Genomic DNA, 20,807 nt, shown 5'->3' with positions numbered 1-20,807 from the left:
CGGGCATGGAAGCAGCGACCGACACGACCAACGCCCCCGAGGCTGCCTCGACATCCAAGGACGCCCGCACGCAGGAACCCTACCGCCAGGAGGCGGGGACCATCCTGCTCGCAGCCACCCCGATCGGGGACGTGCGTGACGCCTCGCCCCGCGTCGTCGCCGCGCTCGAGGGGGCGGACATTGTCGCCGCCGAGGACACGCGCCGCGCGCTCGCCCTGGCCTCGCGCATAGGCATTAAGCTTGGCGGTCGCCTCGTCGCCCTGCACGACCACAACGAGGCTGAGAAGGCCGCGGGCATTGTCGAGGCCGCCAGGGGAGGGGCACGCGTCGTCTTCGTGTCCGACGCGGGTATGCCCACGGTCTCCGACCCCGGCTTCCGGCTGGCTCGTGCCGCCATCGACGCGGGTGTTCCGTTGTCCGTTCTGCCCGGTCCCTCCGCGCCACTCGTTGCTCTCGCCCTGTCTGGCCTGCCGTCGGATCGCTTCGCCTTCGAGGGATTCCTACCGCGCAAGGACGGGGATGCCACGCGCTACCTGCAGGACCTCGCAACGGACCCGCACACGCTCATCTTCTTCGAATCGCCCCGGCGCGCAGCCGCCACGCTGACGCGCATGGCCGAGGTCTTCGGCGCCGACCGCGCCGCCGCGCTGTGCCGCGAGCTCACGAAAGACTACGAAGAGGTGCGCCGCGGCACGCTCGGGCAGCTCGCGGAGGGTGCCGACGACGTCCTCGGCGAGGTGACGATCGTTGTCGCCGGATACACGCGAAGCGCACGCGCAAAAGACCACGTCGGTGCCGTCCTCGCGCTCGCGGCGGAAGGCATGCGCCTCAAGGACGCCGCAGCCGAAGTGGCCGCGGCGACGGGCGCGCGTAAGAACGACCTCTACAAGGCCGCTCTCGCCGCGCGATAAAAACGAGGCTGGGGAGTCTCAGACGATCTCGACGCGCTCCGACGTCATCCACTGGCGGGCCGCCGCGCCCAGCTCAGCGGTCACGGGAGCCGTCAGCTCGCCCAGCACACGCGTCTTGAAGTCCGCGCGAGCGGCGTCGACCGCCGTGCACGCGACGCAGTGCGATTCGGCGAGGCCCACGACGTCGACGTCCGTGATGTCGGCAGCGCGCAGGGCCTGCTCCAGCGTGGTCCCGTCCTCAGTCGTGCCCTCAAAACCCGAGTAGGCGGCCTCGTACTGGCCCTTCTTAATCGTCACGTCCGCGTTCACGTGCGCGAGCGCAGGGTGCAGCTCGGCCTCGGCCGTGCCCGCGACGCCGTGCGGGGGCCAGGTGTCCACGAAATCCGGTGTCTCGGAGAAGTGAGCGCCCGGATCGATGTGCCAATCCTGCGTGGTCACGATCAGCTGATACTCGTCACGGTGCGCGTCCACGTAGGCGGCCACGGCCTCGGCGATAGCGTTACCGCCCGTCACTGGGAGGGCACCACCTTCGCAGAATGTGGGCTGAACGTCGACAATGATGAGAGCGCGGGGCATGGGACCTCCCAGATAATTCAGTAATTTCCTCAACAATATCACCCGGGTCATACTCGTCCAAGGACTTTTCAACTCCTCGCAATGCGGCCGGTTGCCCGTTTATGACACCAACGCAGTATTGTTAGAGGCTATGAGTCGTATTCTGTCCGCCGTCGCATGGCCCTACGCCAACGGCCCCCGTCATATTGGCCACGTTGCGGGATTCGGTGTCCCCTCCGACGTTTTCTCCCGGTACATGCGAATGGCCGGCCACGACGTCCTCATGGTGTCCGGCACCGATGAACACGGCACCCCCATCCTGGTGGCCGCCGACGGCGCCGGGGTGAGCGCCCGCGAACTCGCAGACCAGAACAACCGCCTCATCGTCGAGGACCTCGTGGCGCTCGGCCTGTCTTACGACCTCTTCACCCGCACGACCGCCGGCAACCACTACCGCGTCGTCCAGGACATGTTCGCCACCGTGCGCGACAACGGCTACATGATCGAGAAGGTCACGCGCGCCGCCATCTCCCCGTCCACCGGCCGCACCCTGCCCGACCGCTACATCGAGGGCACCTGTCCGATCTGCGGCGCCGAAGGAGCGCGCGGCGACCAGTGCGACAACTGCGGCAACCAGATGGACCCGACCGAGCTCATCAACCCGCACTCGCGCATCAATGGCGAAACCCCCAACTTCGTGGAGTCCACCCACTACTTCCTCGACCTGCCCGCCCTGGCCGAGGCCCTGTCCGCCTGGCTCGACGAGCGCGAGAAGTCCGGCACCTGGCGTCCCAACGTCATCAAGTTCTCCCAGAACTTCCTCGAGGACATCCGCCCCCGCGCCATGACGCGCGACATCGACTGGGGCATCCCGGTCCCCGGCTGGGAAGACCAGCCGACCAAGCGCCTGTACGTGTGGTTCGACGCCGTCATCGGCTACCTGAGCGCCTCCATCGAGTGGGCGCGCCGCACCGGCGACCCCGAGGCGTGGCGCAAGTGGTGGAACGACCCCGAGGCCCTGACCTACTACTTCATGGGCAAGGACAACATCGTCTTCCACTCGCAGATCTGGCCCGCCGAATTGCTCGGTTACAACGGCCAGGGCGCGAAGGGTGGCGCCCCCGGTGACCTGGGTGTCCTCAACCTGCCCACCGAGGTCGTGTCCTCTGAGTTCCTCACGATGGAGGGCAAGAAGTTCTCCTCCTCGCACGGCATCGTCATCTACGTGCGTGATTTCCTCTCGCGCTACCAGGCCGACGCCCTGCGCTACTTCATCAGCGCCGCCGGCCCCGAGACCTCGGACTCCGACTTCACGTGGGCTGAGTTCGTGCGCCGCACCAACGGCGAGCTCGTCGCCGGCTGGGGCAACCTGGTCAACCGCACCGCGTCCATGATCGCCAAGAAGTTCGGCGAGATCCCCACCCCCGGTGAGCTCGAGGACATCGACCGCACCCTCCTGGATGCCGTCGAGACCGGGTTTGAGACCGTCGGCAACCTGATTCGCCACCACCGCCAGAAGGCGGCGCTGTCCGAGGCCATGCGCCTGGTCGGCGAGGCCAACAAGTACGTGACCGACACCGAGCCCTTCAAGCTCAAGGCGCCCGAGCAGCAGCAGCGTCTCGCGACGGTCCTGTGGACCCTGGCCCAGGCGGTCACGGACCTCAACCTCATGCTCTCCCCGTTCCTGCCCCACGCGGCCAACGACATCGACCGCGTCATGGGCGGCGCAGGCGAGATCGCGCCGATGCCCTACATCGAGGACGTCGAGGAGCTTGACCCGCAGGTCCTGCCCGCCGACTTCGAGGGCCGTGACGGTTACCCGATCATCACGGGTGACTACACGAACGTGCCGACCTGGGAACGTCACCCGATCACGGTCGGTACCCCGATCGCCAAGCCCACGCCGGTGTTCGTGAAGCTGGACGAGTCCATTGTCGAGGAGGAGCTTGCCCGCTACGCGGACGCTCACCCCGATGATGTGACGGGCGCCTGATCTAGGGTTTTCCCTGGCACGACGCCACTCGTGATGAGTGTGACGTACGTTTGACAGCGCGCGGGCGGGACGGATGCGTCCCGCCCGCGCGCTCGTCTGTCCCGGGGTGTTACCGTGAGGTCATGGCCGAAGATTTTCTCGCGTCCGCCCTCGCTGCCGAGGCCTCGTCGCGCGCCCCGCAAGATCCCGACTACCCGCTCTTTCACGTCGCACCCCCGGTGGGCCGACTGAACGACCCGAACGGCCTCATTGAGATCGACGGGACCTACCACGCCTTCTTCCAGTACACCCCCGAGCACCCGCGTCGCCTCGTCTACTGGGGCCACGCCACCTCCCGCGACCTGACCCACTGGGAGTACCACGCCCCCGCGATTCTGCCCGACACCCATCAGGATGCCAACGGCGCCTACTCGGGCACGGCCATCGACGTCGGGGACCACGTCGAGCTGTGGTACACCGGCAACTACAAGGACCCCGAGACGGGGGAGCGGGAGGCCACCCAGTGCGTCGTCACCACGGCCGACATGGTCCACTTCGACAAGCAGGTACCCCCGATCATCGGCCGCCAGCCCGAGGGCTACACGGCGCACTTCCGCGACCCGCAGGTCTGGCGCGACGCGGATGGCACCTACCGGATGCTGCTCGGCGTCCAGCGCGAGAACCTCACGGGCGCGGCCCTGCTCTACCGCTCGACTGACCTACGTGCGTGGGAGTGCGAGGGTGAGATGACCTTCCCCGACGCCGGTGGCGCCTTCGACACGTTCGGCTACATGTGGGAGTGCCCCAACCTGGTGCGCCTGGTCGACGAGGATTCGGGTGAGGCCCACGACGTGTTGATTTTCTGCCCGCAGGGCATCTCACCCGAGCGCGAGGGATTCGAGAACGTCTTCCCGTGCGTCGCTATCGTCGGCGAGCTCGTGGGCACCGAGTTCCGCAGTGCCGACGGCTCCTTCGAGGAGCTCGACCGCGGCACCGAGTTCTACGCTCCCCAGATCATGGCGCGATCCGCGTCCTCGGACCCGGGGGCACCGACCGTCCTCTTCGGGTGGGCGGGCAACGCGGGCGAGGACGACCAGCCCTCCATCGAGACCGGCGGCTGGGTGCACTGCTTCACCGCGCCGCGCGCCCTCACCCTGCGCGGCGGCCGCGTTATCGCTCGCCCGTACCTGCCGGGCCTGCCCCTCGCGCCCGCCACGCTTGAGGGCGCTCCCGGGGACGAGGCCGGGGCGCGCGTTGTGGAGCTCGCTGGGTCACGCTCGTGGAGGCTTGCCTTCGATGCCTCCTACGAGGGAGCCCTGTCCGTGGGTATTGGCTCAGGTTCTGGCCTGGCGATCACTCTTGAAGAGGGGCGTCTGACCGTCGACCTGAGCGGCACGCGCTACCCCCACGGTGGCCGCCGCGTCGTCACCGCGTCGCCGGGGGAGGCCTCGCGCGTGGAAATCCTTCACGACCGATCGATCACCGAGATCTACCTGGGCGACGGCTCGCGCGTCTTCACGACCCGTAGCTTCCTGAACGGCGAGGGCTCAGGAGTGACGCTTGTGGGCGCCGCCTCCGTGACGCTCGTGGGCGCCGCGCGCGCCGACTAAAGCGACCCGCCTGCGAGGCCGTGGCTGCTCACAGTGGCCACGGCCTCGTCGTATGTGGGCGGTCTCTCATGCTCTGACCTGAGACGATGCCCGACGCACCTTGCGATGAGGACTCTGTCACCCGTAGTATGTCAATCGATTGCTACACACTGCCCAGCGCGGCGTAACAATGGCGTTGCGCGTGGGGTTTTGAGAAAGGAATGTGGTCGGCAATGGATCACGCCAAGGTGGCAGGAGAGGTCGTCGAAGCAGTCGGCGGCGCATCCAACATCAGCGCAGCAGCACACTGCGCAACCCGTCTCCGCCTGGTGATCGCGGACGAGTCCAAGATCAACCAGCAGGCCCTCGATGACAACGAAGATCTGAAGGGCACATTCGCCGCCGGCGGCATGTTCCAGATCATCGTCGGTCCCGGCGATGTTGACCAGGTCTACGCCAAGATGGTCGCAAACCACGGCGTGCGCGAGGTCTCCAAGGACGAGGCCAAGGAAGAAGCCGAAAAGGGCGGCAACCTCTTCTCGCGCTTCATCAAGATGATCGCCGACATCTTCGTCCCGATCCTCCCGGCGCTGGTCGCCGGCGGTCTGATGATGGCCATCAACAACGTCATGACCGCTGAGGGCCTGTTCGGCGACCAGTCCCTCACCACCATGTACCCGGCGATCGCGGATTACGCCGCTCTGATCAACATGGTCTCCTCCGCGGCCTTCGCCTCGCTGCCGGTCCTCGTCGGCTTCTCCGCGGCCAAGCGCTTCGGCGGCAACGTCTACCTCGGTGCCGCGATCGGCGCGGCCATGGTTTCCTCCGACCTGCTCAACGCCTGGAACACGGGCGCGGCGCTCGCCGGTGAGGCTTCGGTTGAGTACTGGCACATCTTCGGCATGGACGTCGCCAAGATCGGCTACCAGGCGCAGGTCATCCCCACCCTGGCTGTCACCTACGTCATGTGCCTCATCGAGAAGAGCCTGCACAAGGTCCTCAAGGGCACCGCAGACTTCCTGCTCACCCCGCTCATCACGATGCTGGTCACTGGCTTCCTGGCCTTCACGATCATCGGCCCGGTCACCCGCGTGGCCGCCGAGTACCTGACCTGGGGCATTAACTGGACCTACTCGACCCTCGGCGTCTTCGGTGGTCTTCTCTTCGGCCTCGTCTACAGCCCGATCGTTGTGACCGGCCTGCACCAGTCCTTCCCCGCCATCGAAATCCCGCTGCTGCCCGTCAACGGCGGCGTCGGTGACTTCATCTTCCCCGTCGCCTCTATGGCGAACGTCGCACAGGGCGCGGCCGCCCTGGCCATCTTCTTCAAGACCCGCGACGCCAAGCTCAAAGGCCTGGCCGGCGCCGGTGGCGCCTCCGCCGTCTTCGGCATCACCGAGCCCGCCATCTTCGGTGTCAACCTGCGCCTGCGCTGGCCCTTCTTCTGCGCCATGGCCGCTGCTGCCATCGGCTCCGCGGGTGTCGCCCTGCTGAACGTGCGCGGTCAGGCTCTCGGCGCCGCGGGCTTCGTCGGCTTCGTGTCGATCATCCCCACGTCGATCCCCGCGTACCTGGCCCTTGAGGTCCTCGTCTTCGTTCTGTCCTTCGGCTTCACCTTCGCCTACGCTATGACGCGCGGCAAGGCCGACATGGAGGGCCGCGCGCCCGCCGCCAAGGCTGCCGCTCCCGTGGCCACCCCCGCCGCTCTGGCTCCCGCGGCCGCCCCGGCTGCCACCCCTGCGCCGTCCTTCAGTGACGAGGCGCTGGCTGACCTCTCCGTCGCCTCGCCTCTCGCGGGCACCGTGGTTCCGCTCAAGCAGGTCAAGGACGAGTCCTTCGCCAAGGGCATGCTCGGCCCCGGCATCGGCATCGAGCCTGCCGACGGCCTCGTCGTGGCCCCCTTCGATGGCACCGTGACCGTCGCCTTCCCGACCGGTCACGCCTACGGCCTCAAGTCCGCCTCCGGCGTCCAGGTCCTCATCCACGTGGGCATGGACACCGTCAAGCTGGACGGCAAGGGCTTCACGCCCCGCGTCGCCAAGGGTGACGTCGTGCGCCGCGGCGACGTCCTCGCCGAGGTTGACCTTGACGTGATCCGCGAGGCCGGCTACGAGACCATCACGCCCGTCGTCGTGACGAACAAGAAGAAGCTCGGCGCGGTGACCCCGGTCGCCAGCGGCGAGATCCAGCGCGGCGACGCGCTGCTTGACGTGGCCCCCAAGGAGGCCTGAGCTCATCGGGAGTCATTCCTGACGTCACGGGTGGGCGGCACCAGCAGTGCGCTGGTGCCGCCCACCCGTCTGTCGTGCCCCTCGCCAATGGGAACTGGCTGTAGGCGATACAGTCGGCAATCGCAATGAGGGTTGTTTGTGGTGTACTGATTGAGCAGTGGGGCCTTGTGTCAACGGAGGTGCCGACACCTGGGCCCTTCAGGTGGTCGTGTTAACCCGCTAATGCGCAGCTGGGCCCTACTCGTGGAGCGCGGGCAGGGGTGCCCACGCTCCACTTAGCGGGTTAACGTGCGCATTGAAGGTCTCAGGCATCATCTATCGGGTTAGCGTGCGCACCGGCGCGATGTGCTTGGTGATGCGCGCTCGCGGATAGGTGAGGAGCTCCAAAATACGAACCGAACATGTAGAGAGGGGCGAACATGCGGATAACCTATCCGCGTGCGCATCCGTGGTTCCTAGGGGTTAAGAAAATAACCTGGGGCAGCGCGGGCGGTCATAGTCCCGCCGCGTGATACGCGCTCAGGCGTTGATCGAGCGCCCCTGGATCAGCGTGCCCGAGAACTCGACTGTCTGAGCGTGTGGAGCCCCGGCCTCGTCGGACGAAGAACGCGGAGCCTTGCCCTCGATCTGATCGAGGAGGATCGACACCGCAGCCCGGGCGATCTCCTCAATGGGCTGGCGGATCGTCGCCAAGTGGGGGAGGGCTCGGCGCATCGTCTCCGTGCCGTCAAAGCCGATGATAGACAGGTCAGTGGGGACCGATAGGTTGCGCGTGCGTGCCCACTCAAGGACCTCAGCAGCCGCCAGATCGTCGGTCGCGAAAACCCCGTCGACGGGAGCAGCGGCGCGGGCCTCGTCCAGGGCGTCGCGCACCATCGCGAAACGCTGCGGCGTGGGCGTATCGAACGGCACGGTGACCACGCGAGGGGTCAGGCCAGCGCGCTCGATCTCGGCGCGGTAGCCGGCCTCGCGCAGATTGCGCGGACCCGAACGGGAGGTAAGCAGCAGGGGATGGCGGCAGCCGCACTCGATAAGCGCGCGCGTCGCCATGGCGCCCGCCTCTTTGTTTGCACAACGCACGTTGGGGATGGATGGGCTCAGCTCGCGGTCGATCGTTACCAGGGGCATGCGGATCGTGTCGTACTCGCCCAGGCCCTCGTTGTGGGCGCCTGAAATGATCCCGTCCACGCGATTGCCGACGAGCAGCGAGAGGTACTCGCGCTCGCGGTCCGCCCGGCCCATGGAATTACAAATGAGGATGCGGTAGCCGGCGTCGGCGAGGGCATTCTCGACCTCGACGGCCAGCTCGCCGAAGAAGGGCAGGGACACGGCGGGAACGATGAGGCCAACCGTCTGCGTGCGCTTGCCGTGCAGGGCGCGAGCCAGCGAGTTCGGGCGGTAGCCGAGCGTCTCGATCGCGTCGGCGACGTTCTTCTTTGTCTTCTCCGAGAGGTAGCCGCGGTTGTTGAGCACGCGAGATACGGTCGTCAGGCTCACTCCGGCCAGCTCGGCGACGTCGGCCAGCGTGGGTTCGCGTGAACTCATGCGCGCTCTCCTTTCCTTCCCTCGGTACTTCTCCATTGTAGTTGGTGGGGTGGGAGGCGGTCGATCGTCACATCGGCGAGGCCTGGGGTGGTTGGTGTGCGTGGGTGTCGTCATGGGATGAGCGAGTCGCGTCAAATCTATGGTTTTTCGGCATTTATAAGGGTGATGTATCCCATGTCACTGTCTGTGATATCGGGTTTTGCGTGGGTATCTAAGCCCGTTACCATGGGCCGTACGGGCACCTGTGTCTCACGATGGACATACCCGCATTTGAAAGGAATGACCATGATTTCCCGCACCGTTGCAATTGGTTCCTCCGTTGGTCTCCACGCACGTCCCGCTTCCGTCCTCGCCGAGGCCGTTGACGACTCCGGCGTCGAGGTCACCATCGCTTTCGATGGCGAGGAGGCCGACGCCGCGTCGCTCCTCGAAATCATGACCCTGGGCGCCAAGCATGGCGACGTCGTCACCCTGTCCACCGAGGATGATTCCGCGGGCGCGGTCCTCGACTCGCTCGTCGAGCTGCTCTCGCGCGACCTTGACCAGGAGTGAGCTAATGGCGACGCACGACGTCCTGCACGGCATCGGCGTCTCCGCCGGTACCGCTGCAGCTCCCGCCGCGATCGTCCAGCCTGCCCCCGGCGTCGACACGACGGAGCCGGGCAGCGTCGACGCTGCCGCCGACGGCGCGCGTGTCCGTGAGGCGCTCGCAGCCGTTTCCGCTCGCCTGAGCGACCGCGCTGCGAACGCGCCGGAGGAGACAAAGGCGATCCTCAAGGCCACCGCCCAGCTCGCGGGTGACCGCGGCCTGGCCAAGGCCGTTGATAAGAAGCTGAGGAAGGGCCTCGGTGTCACCCAGGCCGTCCATGACGCCGTCGAGGACTACGCGCAGATGCTGCGCAGCCTGGGCGGCTACATGGCTGAGCGCGCGACCGACCTGTACGACGTGCGCGATCGTGCGATCTGCGAGCTGCGTGGCCTGCCCGAGCCCGGCGTGCCGGCGTTCGATGGCCCCGTCGTCCTCGTGGCGCGCGACCTGGCGCCCGCCGAGACCGCGACCCTGAACCCTGAGACCGTTCTCGGGATCATTACCGAGGTCGGCGGCCCTACGTCGCATACGGCGATCCTGGCTGCACAGCTGGGCATCCCCGCGATCGTCAAGGCCGAGGGCATCATGACTGTCGAGGAAGGCACGATGCTGGCCCTCGACGGTGGCGTCGGCGAGGTCATCGTCGCCCCCACCGATGACGAGGTGCACCTGCTCAAGGAGCGCTCGCGTCGCCGCGCGCTCGCCCTGGCCGGTTCGACCGGCGAGGGTGCGACCTACGACGGCTACCGCGTCAAGCTCCTAGCCAACATCGGCACGGTTGACGATGCGATGAAGGCTTCGAAGTTTGATCTCGAGGGCTCGGGCCTGTTCCGCACGGAGTTCCTATTCCTGGAGCGTTCGGAGGCTCCGACGCTGGAGGAGCAGACCGACACTTACACGAAGGTCCTGCAGTCCTTCGGGTCGCGTCGCGTGGTGGTTCGTACCCTCGATGCGGGCGCCGACAAGCCGCTGAACTTCGCGGATTTGGGTGCCGAGGAGAACCCCGCCCTGGGTGTGCGCGGCCTGCGCCTGTGCCAGGTGCGAGAGGATCTTATCGACACGCAGCTGCAGGCTCTGGCCGCTGCCCACAAGGCGACGGACGCGGAACTGTGGGTCATGGCGCCCATGGTGTCGACCGCCGCTGAGGCCAAGTGGTTCGCCGACAAGGCGCGCGGCTACGGCCTGCCCAAGGTCGGCATCATGATTGAGGTGCCCGCGGCCGCCCTCCGCGCCGAGCAGCTCCTGTCGATCGTGGACTTCGCCTCCATCGGCACGAACGATCTGACGCAGTACACGATGGCTGCCGATCGCCTGGACGGTAACCTGGCGTCTCTCCTGGATCCGTGGCAGCCCGCGGTCCTCGAGATGATCCGCCACGCCTGCAACGGCGGTCGTGCGACGGGCAAGCCGATCGGCGTGTGTGGCGAGGCCGGTGGCGATCCGCTGCTGGCCCTGGTCCTCACGGGCCTGGGTGTCGCCTCCCTGTCGATGGCTCCTTCGAAGGTCAACGCCGTGCGCGCCGCCCTGCGCATGCACGACCTGGCGACCTGCCAGCAGATGGCCGCCTTCGCGGTGGATGCCCCCAGCGCGAAGGAAGGCCGCGAGAACGTCCTGAAGCTGGTGGCTCCCGCGATGCTGGATCTGCTCTGATTCGGCGCTTCTGACAAGCAAACGGGGTGGGCCCGGGAACCAATTGGTTCCCGGGCCCACCCCGTTTGTGTGCGTGTTGTACGTCCGCGTCAGTCCCTGCGGATTGCGTCGGCCGGGTTGGGGGCGGCCGCTGTGCCCGCGCCCTGCTTCGGAGTCTTCTTGGATCGACCCGAGAAGAGAGCAGTGAAGATCAGAATGATGCCGAGGAGCGCGACTGCGCTGATGCCGAGGACCGGCAGATTGAGGTTCGTGATGTAGACCTCGGCAATGAGGAAAGCGCCCACCATGCACACCAAGAGCGCCCACACGAAAGAACCGACGCGCACGCCCCTGCTGGGTGCCTCGGGCAGCGGGTAGGTAGTGCCCAGGCTGTGCTGAGCGCTCCACGTCTGGGTACCCGGGGCGGGGGTAGCGCCCGCCCTCGCCTGAGTGCCGGGGGCAGCCCCGGCCTCGTCGCCCCGAGGAGTCGACTCACCCGTGGAGGCCGGATCGAAGGCGGTGCGTCCGCCCGTTCCTACAGAGCCAGCGGGAGTGCCCGCCTGCGCCTGTGAACCCTGAGCGCCCGATGCGCCCGCCTGGCTCTCAGCGCCAGCGTCTGCCCGAAAGGGGTCGGCAGGCATCTGCGTCGTTGGGGCCTCACGGAAGATCGCGAGCGGGTCCGAGGAGGACTCGGGAGAGGATGTCGGCATCTCGACCGTTGCATCCAGGTTTGGAGTGGTCGGCAGCGCCGTCGTCTCATCGATGCTGGGCATCTGGGTGGTCTTATCGTCGTTTGAGGGCGTCATGGTCGTGTTCCTTCCTCAGTTACCGGACTGAGAGCCGGTGGGGGTGTCGGTCGGCGTCTCGGAGGGGGTGGGCGATGGGGTTGCATCCGGCGCGGACGTCCACTTTCGAGCGGCGTCGGGCGTTTGAATGATCGTCAGTGTGTCCATCCTCGCCGTATCGGCGAGGAGTACCGTGAGGCCACCAAGGTTGGGCTTGCCCCAGGAAGGGGACGACACGGTCTTACCGGAGCAGTTGTCCAGGTCAGCCGCCCAACCGTCGTCGTCCATGTTGGTGGACAAGGTGTCGATACTGGACTGGCACACGATCTGTATCGGCTGTCCCTCGGATACCTGAATGGTGAGTCGCTTCCATGCTCGCCAGTCGACCGTGATTGTCTTGGTTGTGCCGATGGGAGCGCCGGTCAGGTCGAGAATGGTCGTGGCCGTCGGATCGGTGCCGCTGACGGTATCAACCGTCCAGTCGAGCGTCGTCTGGTTGCCGATAGCGCCAACGTTCGTGTTGATGTGCAGGTTGGCCCGGTGTGCGCCCTCAGTACCGAACGCAGCCGTGGGAACCGCGAAGATGAGGCCTATAATGGACAGGGCGGTGAGCCAGCCGGCGCGACGATCGCGCAGGGCGGCAATCGCCAGGGACAGACCCACGATGATCAGGCATACGCCGCCGCCGATCGCGATGATTCGGGCGACCGTCTGATCCGCGGTCTCCGCGGTGATGAAGGGGATCGCGGGTCCCTTATCGACCATGTAAATACCGGCGAAAACGGCGGCCGCCACCAGGATCAGCAGGCCCGTGATCGCCTGGTTTACGCGACTGGAGACGGTGCGCGGGCGATGAGTCGGCATTGGGCGCGGGGTCCACTGACGAGGCCTGGGCGCGCTGGGCGGAGTCGTCCAGCCGGCGTGGGGCTGGGTGGGGCGAGGGGCGGCCGGGCGCGGCCCGGCGTTCGTGCCCTGGGCGGCGGAGGTGGCGCCATCAGCGCGTGGGGTGCCCGCGCTAGCTGCGCTGCCTGCGGGGACGCCGTAGGCGGGGAAACCCTCGGGGGCCTGGGTGTTCTGCTGCTGCGGCATGGTAGAGCCCGTGTCCTTAGCACCCGGGGCGCTGTGCCCAAAAGGGACGGAGGCTCCCGCCGCTGACGCCTGCTGCTGGCGCGTACCGTACTGCGGGTTGCCGTACTGGGGGGCACCGTGCTGCGGCGTTCCGTACGGGGGCACCGCGCCGTGGCGATGCGGGCCGCCCTGAGAAGCGGAGCGCGCTATGCTCACGATGACCACGACGATGGCTGTCATCGCAGCCGCCGACGCGAGCAGCTGGAACCAGCCGAGGCCCACGCCGTTGACAATTCCGATTGATGACAGTGCCGACGACAGACCGGCGAGAACCATGAACACGCCTCCGATAACCGCGACGTCGAATCGCCCCTCGAGCGTTTCTTCGGCATGAATGCGACCGTCGGCGGCCTCGGGGAGGAGAAGCCAGGCAAGACCGTAGGCGATTGCCACGACGGGCATACAGAGCGTAGCGACCACCATGAGGACGCGCACGAGCGACAGATCCCAGCCCTGGCGAGCAGCGATGCCCGAGCATACGCCGGCGATCGTGCGATTCTGAGCGCGGTACCAGCCCGAGCCTCGGACCGCGTCAAAGAAGCTGTTGCGGGGCGGGCGCTGCTGGTACTGGGCACCGGGGTCTGTTGTGCCGTTCGGCCAACTCATCATGCACTTCCTCTCGATGGGATCCACACGGCGTGGATCGATACCACTACTCAACCAAAATGACGGGTCGTCCCGAAAGTAGGGGACCCCCTGAACCGCCCCTGATTGTTCTGGGGGTAGCCCGGAGAATGCCCCCGGCACATGCCACAATGGGATTGTGAGCAGACCCGAACAATCCCCGCACCCGGGCTGGACGCCGCCCATTCCGGCCCCTCCGGCCAGGCCTCCGCTCGTGCGTGCGATAGTCGCGAGCCCGGACATGCCGGCCCCCTGGATGGGCGGCGTGTGCTCCGGTCTCGCCGTTCACCTGGGAGTGTCGGTCGCGCTCGTGCGCATCGTCGTCGCCTGCCTGAGCGTCGTGGGCATCGGTATCGGTGTCTACCTGTGGCTGTGGGTGAGCGTCCCCGAAGATAATCCCGAGCGAACCGACAACGGGACACTCAGCCCCGGCCTCGTCCGACTCCGCGAGGAACGCGCCAGCCAGGTGTCACGTAACCGCATGATTGTTGTCGGCGTGGCTCTGATCGTTGCCGCGATCGCAGGCACCATCCTGAACGCGACGAACACGCTGGACTGGCGGGACATGGGCTCGATCATCACGATCGTTTCCGGTATCTCGCTCGTGTGGAGTCAGAGTCGTAACGTGAGTTCCTGGCGGTCGTTGCGCTTCGTCGGGGCTGTCTTCGGCGGTATCGTGCTGCTCAGCCTCGGCGTCGTCATGGTGGCTTCGCGCGACAACCCGCCGATTATTCTGCTGCGTGGCGGCCTCATTGGTGCTGCTCTGGTCGCGGGCGTGCTTTTCGCCCTCGTCCCCATGTGGGTGCGCACGACGAAGGACCTGTCCCAGGCCCAGGCGCAGCGCGTGCGCGAATCTGAGCGCGCCGACATCGCCGCCCACCTGCATGACTCCGTGCTCCAGGCTCTCACTCTTATCCGCGCATCTGCCGAGGACCCCGCCCGCGTGCGAGCCATCGCCCTCACTGAGGAGCGCGAGCTGCGCGCCTGGCTCTACACGGGCCACGCGCAGGCCGCCGACTCCCTCGACGCTGCCGTCACCGAGGCGGTCGTGGGCGTCGAGAGCCGCCACGGCGTGCCCATCAGTGTGGTCGTCGTCGGCGACATGCGCCCGGGCCCCGGCGAACTCGCGCTCGTCGCGGCCCTCGCGGAGGCCTGCCAGAACGCCGTGCGCCACGGCGCCCCGCCCGTCTCCGTCTACGTCGAAGTGCGCCCCGAGGCCGTGGAGGCCTTCATCAAAGACAGCGGCGAGGGCTTTGACCCCGCCTCGATCGCTGCCGATCGACACGGCGTGCGCGACTCCATCGTCGGGCGCATGCGCAGGACCGGGGGAAACGCCACGATTAGGCGTCTCGCCCGCGGAACCGAAGTTGCTCTGAGCGTGCCGCGCTCGGATATCCTGGAAGAAACAGCGCCCAACGGGAGGACCCAGTGACCATCCGCATCCTCGTCATCGACGACCACCCAATGGTTCGGGCAGGCGTGCGCGCCGAGCTCGAAAACTCCGGGGCCGACCTGGAGGTCGTCGGCGACGCCTCCGACGTCGAGGGCGCCATCGCGGCCTGCCGCGCGCTCACCCCGGACGTGGCCCTCCTCGACGTGCACCTGCCCGGCGGAAATGGTGGAGGTGGCGCTGAGGTCGCCAGCACCTGCCGTGACATCGAGGGACTGCATTTCCTGGCCCTGTCCGTCTCGGACGCTGCCGAGGACGTCGTCCAGGTCATCCGAGCGGGCGCACGCGGATACGTCACGAAGTCGATTGCCACCCCCGACCTCGTCGAGGCCATCGGCCGCGTCGCTGCCGGGGACGCCGCCTTCAGCCCGCGCCTGGCCGGCTTCGTACTCGACGCCTTTGGGACCGGCGAGGTGTCCACAACCGACACTGAGCTGGACCTGCTGTCCGCGCGTGAGCAGGAGGTCATGCGCCTCATCGCCCGCGGCTACACGTACAAGGAAGTCGCCCACGACCTGTTCATCTCTATCAAGACCGTCGAAACCCACGTGAGTTCGGTCCTGCGCAAGCTCCAGCTCTCCAACCGCAACGAGCTGACGCGCTGGGCGATGCAGCGACACATCGTGTGAGGTCGGACCCCTTTCGAGCGCCCCATCCGGAGCGCGCGGCCCATGCGTGCCTACAATGGAATCCCGAGAGCGTGACAGCGCCTGACCGCCCCGTACGGACGGCCCCTTTATTTCCGCGACCTCGGAGGATGCATGCACCGCATCGGTTTTGATAGTGATCAGTACGTCGAGATGCAGTCTCGACACATTGCGCAGCGACGAAGCGAATTCGGCGGAAAGCTGTATTTGGAGTTCGGTGGCAAGCTGATCGACGACATGCACGCGTCGCGTGTTCTGCCCGGTTTTACGCCCGATAACAAGGTGCGTATGCTGCGCGAACTGGCCGACGAAGTCGAGATTATCGTCGCCGTTAATGCCAAGGATTTCGCGCGCCGCAAGGTCCGCGCAGACATGGGAACCACCTACGACGACGAGGTTCTGCGCCAGATCGACGAGTTCCGTGAGCGCGGCCTGTACGTCGGTTCCGTCGTCATTACGCAGTGGACGGACGACAACAAGGCGGCCGCCGAGGTGAAGGAACGCTTCGAGAAGCTCGGCATCCGCGTCTACCGTCACTTCCCGATCCCCGGCTACCCCTCGGACGTCGAGCGCATTGTCTCGGACGAGGGCTACGGCGCCAACGAGTACGTGGAGACCAGCCGCAACCTCGTCGTTGTGACGGCGCCTGGACCGGGCTCCGGCAAGATGGCGACCTGCCTGTCACAGCTGTACCACGACCACAAGCGCGGGATCGAGTCGGGGTACGCGAAGTGGGAGACCTTCCCGATCTGGAACATTCCGCTGGATCACCCGGTCAACATCGCCTACGAGGCGGCCACCGCCGACCTCGACGACGTCAACATGATTGATCCCTTCCACCTGGAGGCGTACGGGATCAAGACGGTCAACTACAACCGTGACGTCGAAATCTTCCCGGTCCTGAACCGCCTCTTCGAGAAGATCCTCGGATCCTCCCCATACAAGAGCCCCACGGACATGGGCGTCAACATGGCGGGCCACTGCATCGTCGACGACGAGGCCTGCAAGGAAGCCTCGCGCCAGGAGATCATCCGCCGCTACTACAAGGCCCTCGTGACCGAGAAGAAGGAGATGAGCGAGCCCGTGCAGTCGGCGCGCATCTCCCTGCTGATGAGCCGCGTGGGCGTGGGCCGCATGGACCGCCCGGTCGTGCGTCCGGCCCTCGAGCTGGCCGAGGCCACGGGTGAGCCGGCGGCCGCGATCGAGCTGCCCGACGGCCAGATCGTCACGGGCAAGACGTCGGCGCTGCTGGGCTGCTCCTCGGCGATGCTCCTCAACGCCCTCAAGAAGCTCGCCGGCCTGCCGGACGAGGTCCAGCTCCTGTCCCCGCAGTCGATCGAGCCGATCCAGCGCCTCAAGACCCGCGACCTGGGCTCGCGCAACCCGCGCCTGCACACCGACGAGGTCCTCATCGCGCTCGCGGTCAGCGCCAACGGCGACGACAACGCGCGCCGCGCCCTGGACAAGCTGAGCTCGTTGCGCGGCTGCGACGTGCACGAGTCGGTCATCCTGGGGCCCGTCGACGAGGGCATCTTCCGCTCGCTGGGCATCCAGGTGACGACGGAGCCGGTGTACGCGACGAAGTCGCTGTACCGCAAGAAGTAATCGCTTCGACGAGGCCGGGGTTTCCATCGCTTATCAGCGCGGGGAGGCCCCGGCCTCGTTGTGTGCCGCCTTTCGTGGTTGGCGCCACCCGGGGCGGGGGTCGCAGGTGAGGGTGGGGCGGTTTACCCTTGGAGGCGATGAGTGACTCGACTTCTTTGCCTGACCTTGGTTTCCTGATCGGCCCCGACGGGGGTTTCCAGGACGACTACGTGCCGCCGGAGGTGCCCGCCTTTGATGTGGAGGACGCCTTGGGTTCCGACGCGTGGCCGGAGATCGCCGTGCCGGGTGGGGCATCGGGTGCGCCGTCGGCGTGGGAGCCTCCCGCGTCCTCGGGTGCTTTTTCGTCCGGCTGGGAGCGTCCCGCGCGCCCGGGCGTGGACCCCGAGTCGCTGACGCGCGGCCTCAACGATCGTCAGCGCGAGGCCGTCACTCACGCGGGCTCGCCGCTGCTGATCCTGGCTGGTGCAGGCTCCGGTAAGACGCGCGTGCTCACGCACCGCATCGCATACCTGCTGGCCAGGGGCCGCGCGCGGGCTGGGGAGATCCTGGCGATCACCTTCACGAACAAGGCGGCGGCCGAAATGCGCGAGCGCGCGGGCGCCCTCGTGGGTGACGACGCGCGTCGCATGTGGGTGTCGACCTTCCACTCGGCGTGCGTGCGCCTGCTGCGCTACGAACACGAGGCGGCAGGGCTGTCCTCATCCTTCACGATCTACGACGCCCAGGACTCCCAGCGCCTCATCCAGATGGTCCTCAAGGCCATGGACGTCGACATCAAGCGCTTCACCCCAAAGATGGTGGCGGCGCGCATTTCGGACGCGAAGAACGAGCTGATCGGCCCGGCGCGCTACGCGGAGACGGCGGGCAAGGACCCGGTCTCGCGCATCGTCGCGGACGCCTACGTCGAGTATGACAAGCGCATGCGCGCATCGAACGCGCTGGACTTCGACGACCTCATCATGCGCACGGTCGACCTACTGCGCGAGAACCCGCTGATCGCCGAGCACTACCATCGGCGCTTCCGCCATATCCTCGTGGACGAGTACCAGGACACGAACCACGCGCAGTACGTCCTCGTGCGCGCCCTCGTGGGGGACGGAAAGGATGGCGTGGAGCCCGCCGAGCTGACGGTCGTGGGTGACTCCGACCAGTCGATTTACGCCTTCCGTGGCGCCACGATCCGCAACATCGAGGAGTTTGAGCGCGACTTTACGGGCGCGCGCACGATCCTGCTCGAGCAAAACTACCGCTCCACGCAGAACATCCTGTCGGCCGCGAACGCGGTCATCGCCCGCAACACGGGGCGCCGCGCGAAGAACCTGTGGACGGCCTCGGGCGATGGTGCGCTCATTACGTTGGACGCCGCCGATTCCGAGCACGACGAGGCCCGCTTCGTCGTCGGCGAGATCGACCGCCTCGCGGACTCCGGCGTCGAATGGGGTGACATCGCGGTCTTCTACCGCACGAATGCGCAGTCCCGCGCGCTGGAGGAACTCCTCGTGCGCCAGGGCATCCCGTACCGCGTCGTCGGCGGCACCCGCTTCTACGAGCGCCGCGAAATCAAGGACGCCTTGGCGTACCTGCAGGTCATCTCCAACCCCGACGACACCGTCGCGGCCCGCCGCGTCCTCAACGTCCCCAAGCGCGGCATCGGCGCGAAGGCCGAAGAGGCGATCGCCGCGCACGCCGCCCACTACGGCATCTCGTTTGGCGCGGCGCTGCGCCACCTGTGGCTGCGCGCCGGCTGCCCCGCGGGTGAGGGCGAGGGGATCGACGTCGATGCGCTCGCTCGTTCCACGTCCCCGGACGAGGCCTCGGCTGATTCTTCGGCTCCCGAGGTCCTCGGGATCACCCCGCGCGCCGCGAAGTCGGCGGCTGCATTCTGGGGACTCATCGAGACGCTGCGCGCCGCGGAGGCGCGGGGTGCATCGCAGGCCGACATCCTCGAAGAGGTCCTGGATCGTACCGGCTACCTGGCTGAGCTGCGCCGCAGCGAGGACCCGCAGGACGCCTCGCGCGTGGAAAACCTGGCGGAACTGCACTCGGTCGCGGGTGCCTTCGCAGCCGACGCTCCCGGCGGAACCCTCGCGGACTTCCTCGAGCGCGTCGCCCTCGTGGCCGACTCGGACCAGGTTCCCGCGGAGGGCGAGCGCGGTGGGCAGGTCACCCTCATGACCGTGCACACCGCGAAGGGCCTCGAATTCCCGGTCGTGTTCGTCACCGGCATGGAGGACGGCACTTTCCCGCACCAGCGCAGCCTCGGCGACGAGAGTGAGCTGGAGGAGGAACGCCGACTGGCATACGTTGCGATTACGCGTGCGCGCGAACACCTGTACCTGACGCGCGCGGCCGTACGCAGCGCCTGGGGGACTCCGCAGGAGATGCCGCCCTCGAGGTTCCTCGACGACATCCCTGCCGAGCTCCTCGACCTGCGCCGTGCGGCCACGTCGGGGGAGCGGATGCGAGCGTCCTACGGCGGTTCCTACGGGTCCGGATCGTACGGCTCGGGTTCCTATGGGCGCTCCCGTCGCTCCGAGGGACGCGACCCGTGGGGCGACACCGACACGGGCGCCTTTGGCTCCGGCCGTGGCGGTGCCTCCGCCCAGCCCGCCGGCGTACGCAAGGTGACGCGCATGGGGGTTGCTCCTGCGGCCAAGCCTGCCGAGGATAAGCCGGTGCTCTCCCTCAAGGTCGGCGACCGCATCAAGCACGCAACCCTGGGGGCCGGCACCGTCACCGGCATCGAAGGCGAGGGGCCGCGCACCGTGGCCCGCATCCGCTTCGGCCTGGGCGAGAAGCGCCTGCTCGTGCGCATGGCTCCGATGCAGAAGATTTCGTAGCGTATCCCGGCTAGTGCCCAGCACTGCTCGGTTTGTTTGTGGCCCCGCGGGTGTTCCGGGCGCCATGTGGCCTGTCTCGTGGGCCGGGCTGCTTGATGCACCCGCGGGCGGCGGCCTGCTCGCGAGCCGTCCGCGCCGCGAGCCTTCGGCTCGGCGCGTCGTCTCGAAGCCCGGCCAGGCCCTGCCGCCGCCCACGGGCTCCGCAGCCAGGCCCTCCGACGCCCTCCTATGGTGTGCGTGTTCTGGATAGGAAGCTCTGTTCTGGATAGGAACGGTGCTTCTGGATAGCTTATTAACCTATCCAGAACGCAATAGCGTATCCAGATTGCTGTTTCCTATCCAGTTTGGTGGTGTGTGCCAGCCCGCCGGCTTGCTTGCTGCGTGGCAGTGGGGGTTTTGCGCCATGCGGAGCCTTCTAGCGGCGTGTCGCCGGCGTGTCGGAGCCTTGAATGGCGTAATTTCCCCTGATTGGTGGCGGTGTGGCCGCCAAACTGCGGACCGATTGGGCGAGTAACGCTGATAACGGGCTGTTTTGTGCAATGGGTCTGCACTGTGGCGGAATCGGTGGGCGTCACTGCGTTGGCTGATTGTTGCGGTGCTGCACGGTGTCATGCTCGCCTCGGTCCCGGCTGCTGGGCCCATCTACTGGCAGTGTTAACCCTTCAATGCACAGCTAAACCCACCTGGTGGCGGCTGGGCGCTGCCGC

Annotated in this window: 14 protein-coding genes; 10 read left to right on the top strand and 4 right to left on the bottom strand. The window is 67.1% G+C overall.

From position 1 onward, the window contains the following. Nucleotides 1–5: 5 nt before the first annotated feature. Nucleotides 6–911 (top strand): 16S rRNA (cytidine(1402)-2'-O)-methyltransferase, encoded by a 906-nt coding sequence (gene rsmI, locus ACTODO_RS10225; protein ID WP_003793633.1) that lies wholly within the window; start codon nucleotides 6–8, stop codon nucleotides 909–911. A gap of 18 nt (nucleotides 912–929) precedes the next feature. Here the strand turns inward: rsmI and ACTODO_RS10220 are convergent, their stop codons facing one another. Beyond that, a complete protein-coding gene (locus tag ACTODO_RS10220; protein WP_034512507.1) occupies nucleotides 930–1,487 on the bottom strand; it encodes an isochorismatase family protein in 558 nt (185 codons plus the stop codon). 130 nt (nucleotides 1,488–1,617) lie between these two features. On the opposite strand from ACTODO_RS10220, the gene metG reads away from it, so the two are divergent. The 3 genes from metG (at nucleotide 1,618) to ACTODO_RS10205 (ending at nucleotide 7,258) form a co-directional block, all read left to right on the top strand. Continuing rightward, on the top strand, nucleotides 1,618–3,459 hold the full coding sequence (gene metG / locus ACTODO_RS10215; RefSeq protein ID WP_034512505.1) for a methionine--tRNA ligase: 1,842 nt from the start codon (nucleotides 1,618–1,620) through the stop codon (nucleotides 3,457–3,459). A gap of 122 nt (nucleotides 3,460–3,581) precedes the next feature. Beyond that, nucleotides 3,582–5,048, top strand: a complete 1,467-nt coding sequence (locus ACTODO_RS10210; RefSeq protein ID WP_003793625.1) for a glycoside hydrolase family 32 protein — start codon at nucleotides 3,582–3,584, stop codon at nucleotides 5,046–5,048. 212 nt (nucleotides 5,049–5,260) lie between these two features. Next, complete coding sequence (locus tag ACTODO_RS10205) at nucleotides 5,261–7,258, top strand: sucrose-specific PTS transporter subunit IIBC (protein WP_034512503.1); 1,998 nt, start codon at nucleotides 5,261–5,263, stop codon at nucleotides 7,256–7,258. A gap of 519 nt (nucleotides 7,259–7,777) precedes the next feature. Here the strand turns inward: ACTODO_RS10205 and ACTODO_RS10200 are convergent. Continuing rightward, a complete protein-coding gene (locus tag ACTODO_RS10200) occupies nucleotides 7,778–8,803 on the bottom strand; it encodes a LacI family DNA-binding transcriptional regulator (protein WP_208853703.1) in 1,026 nt (341 codons plus the stop codon). Nucleotides 8,804–9,088: 285 nt separating this feature from the next. Here ACTODO_RS10200 and ACTODO_RS10195 point away from each other — a divergent pair, with 285 nt between their 5' ends. Continuing rightward, entirely contained in the window at nucleotides 9,089–9,355 is a 267-nt protein-coding gene (locus ACTODO_RS10195; protein WP_003793915.1) for an HPr family phosphocarrier protein, read from the top strand. 4 nt (nucleotides 9,356–9,359) lie between these two features. Further along, nucleotides 9,360–11,042: a phosphoenolpyruvate--protein phosphotransferase gene (gene ptsP, locus ACTODO_RS10190; RefSeq protein WP_003793617.1), complete on the top strand. Its 1,683-nt coding sequence runs from the start codon at nucleotides 9,360–9,362 to the stop codon at nucleotides 11,040–11,042. An 89-nt stretch (nucleotides 11,043–11,131) separates the two neighbouring features. Here the strand turns inward: ptsP and ACTODO_RS10185 are convergent, their stop codons facing one another. Continuing rightward, nucleotides 11,132–11,827, bottom strand: coding sequence for a hypothetical protein (locus ACTODO_RS10185; protein WP_003793614.1), 696 nt, complete (start codon nucleotides 11,825–11,827; stop codon nucleotides 11,132–11,134). 15 nt (nucleotides 11,828–11,842) lie between these two features. Further along, nucleotides 11,843–13,543, bottom strand: a complete 1,701-nt coding sequence (locus ACTODO_RS10180) for a PspC domain-containing protein (RefSeq protein ID WP_034512501.1) — start codon at nucleotides 13,541–13,543, stop codon at nucleotides 11,843–11,845. Nucleotides 13,544–13,799: 256 nt separating this feature from the next. On the opposite strand from ACTODO_RS10180, the gene ACTODO_RS10175 reads away from it, so the two are divergent. From ACTODO_RS10175 to ACTODO_RS10160, 4 genes are all read left to right on the top strand, one after another. Further along, on the top strand, nucleotides 13,800–14,990 hold the full coding sequence (locus ACTODO_RS10175; RefSeq protein ID WP_003793611.1) for an ATP-binding protein: 1,191 nt from the start codon (nucleotides 13,800–13,802) through the stop codon (nucleotides 14,988–14,990). Beyond that, on the top strand, nucleotides 14,987–15,637 hold the full coding sequence (locus tag ACTODO_RS10170) for a LuxR C-terminal-related transcriptional regulator (protein ID WP_003793608.1): 651 nt from the start codon (nucleotides 14,987–14,989) through the stop codon (nucleotides 15,635–15,637). Before ACTODO_RS10175 ends, ACTODO_RS10170 begins: the two co-directional genes overlap by 4 nt. A gap of 132 nt (nucleotides 15,638–15,769) precedes the next feature. Beyond that, nucleotides 15,770–17,260 carry a DUF1846 domain-containing protein gene (locus ACTODO_RS10165; protein WP_003793607.1) on the top strand — a complete coding sequence of 497 codons (1,491 nt, stop codon included), beginning with the start codon at nucleotides 15,770–15,772 and terminating at the stop codon, nucleotides 17,258–17,260. Nucleotides 17,261–17,397: 137 nt separating this feature from the next. Continuing rightward, nucleotides 17,398–20,100 (top strand): UvrD-helicase domain-containing protein, encoded by a 2,703-nt coding sequence (locus ACTODO_RS10160; RefSeq protein WP_003793605.1) that lies wholly within the window; start codon nucleotides 17,398–17,400, stop codon nucleotides 20,098–20,100. Nucleotides 20,101–20,807: the final 707 nt, after the last annotated feature.

Source organism: Schaalia dentiphila ATCC 17982, from assembly GCF_000154225.1.
GTDB lineage: Bacteria > Actinomycetota > Actinomycetes > Actinomycetales > Actinomycetaceae > Pauljensenia > Pauljensenia dentiphila.
This window is presented reverse-complemented; position numbering and strand designations above follow the sequence as displayed.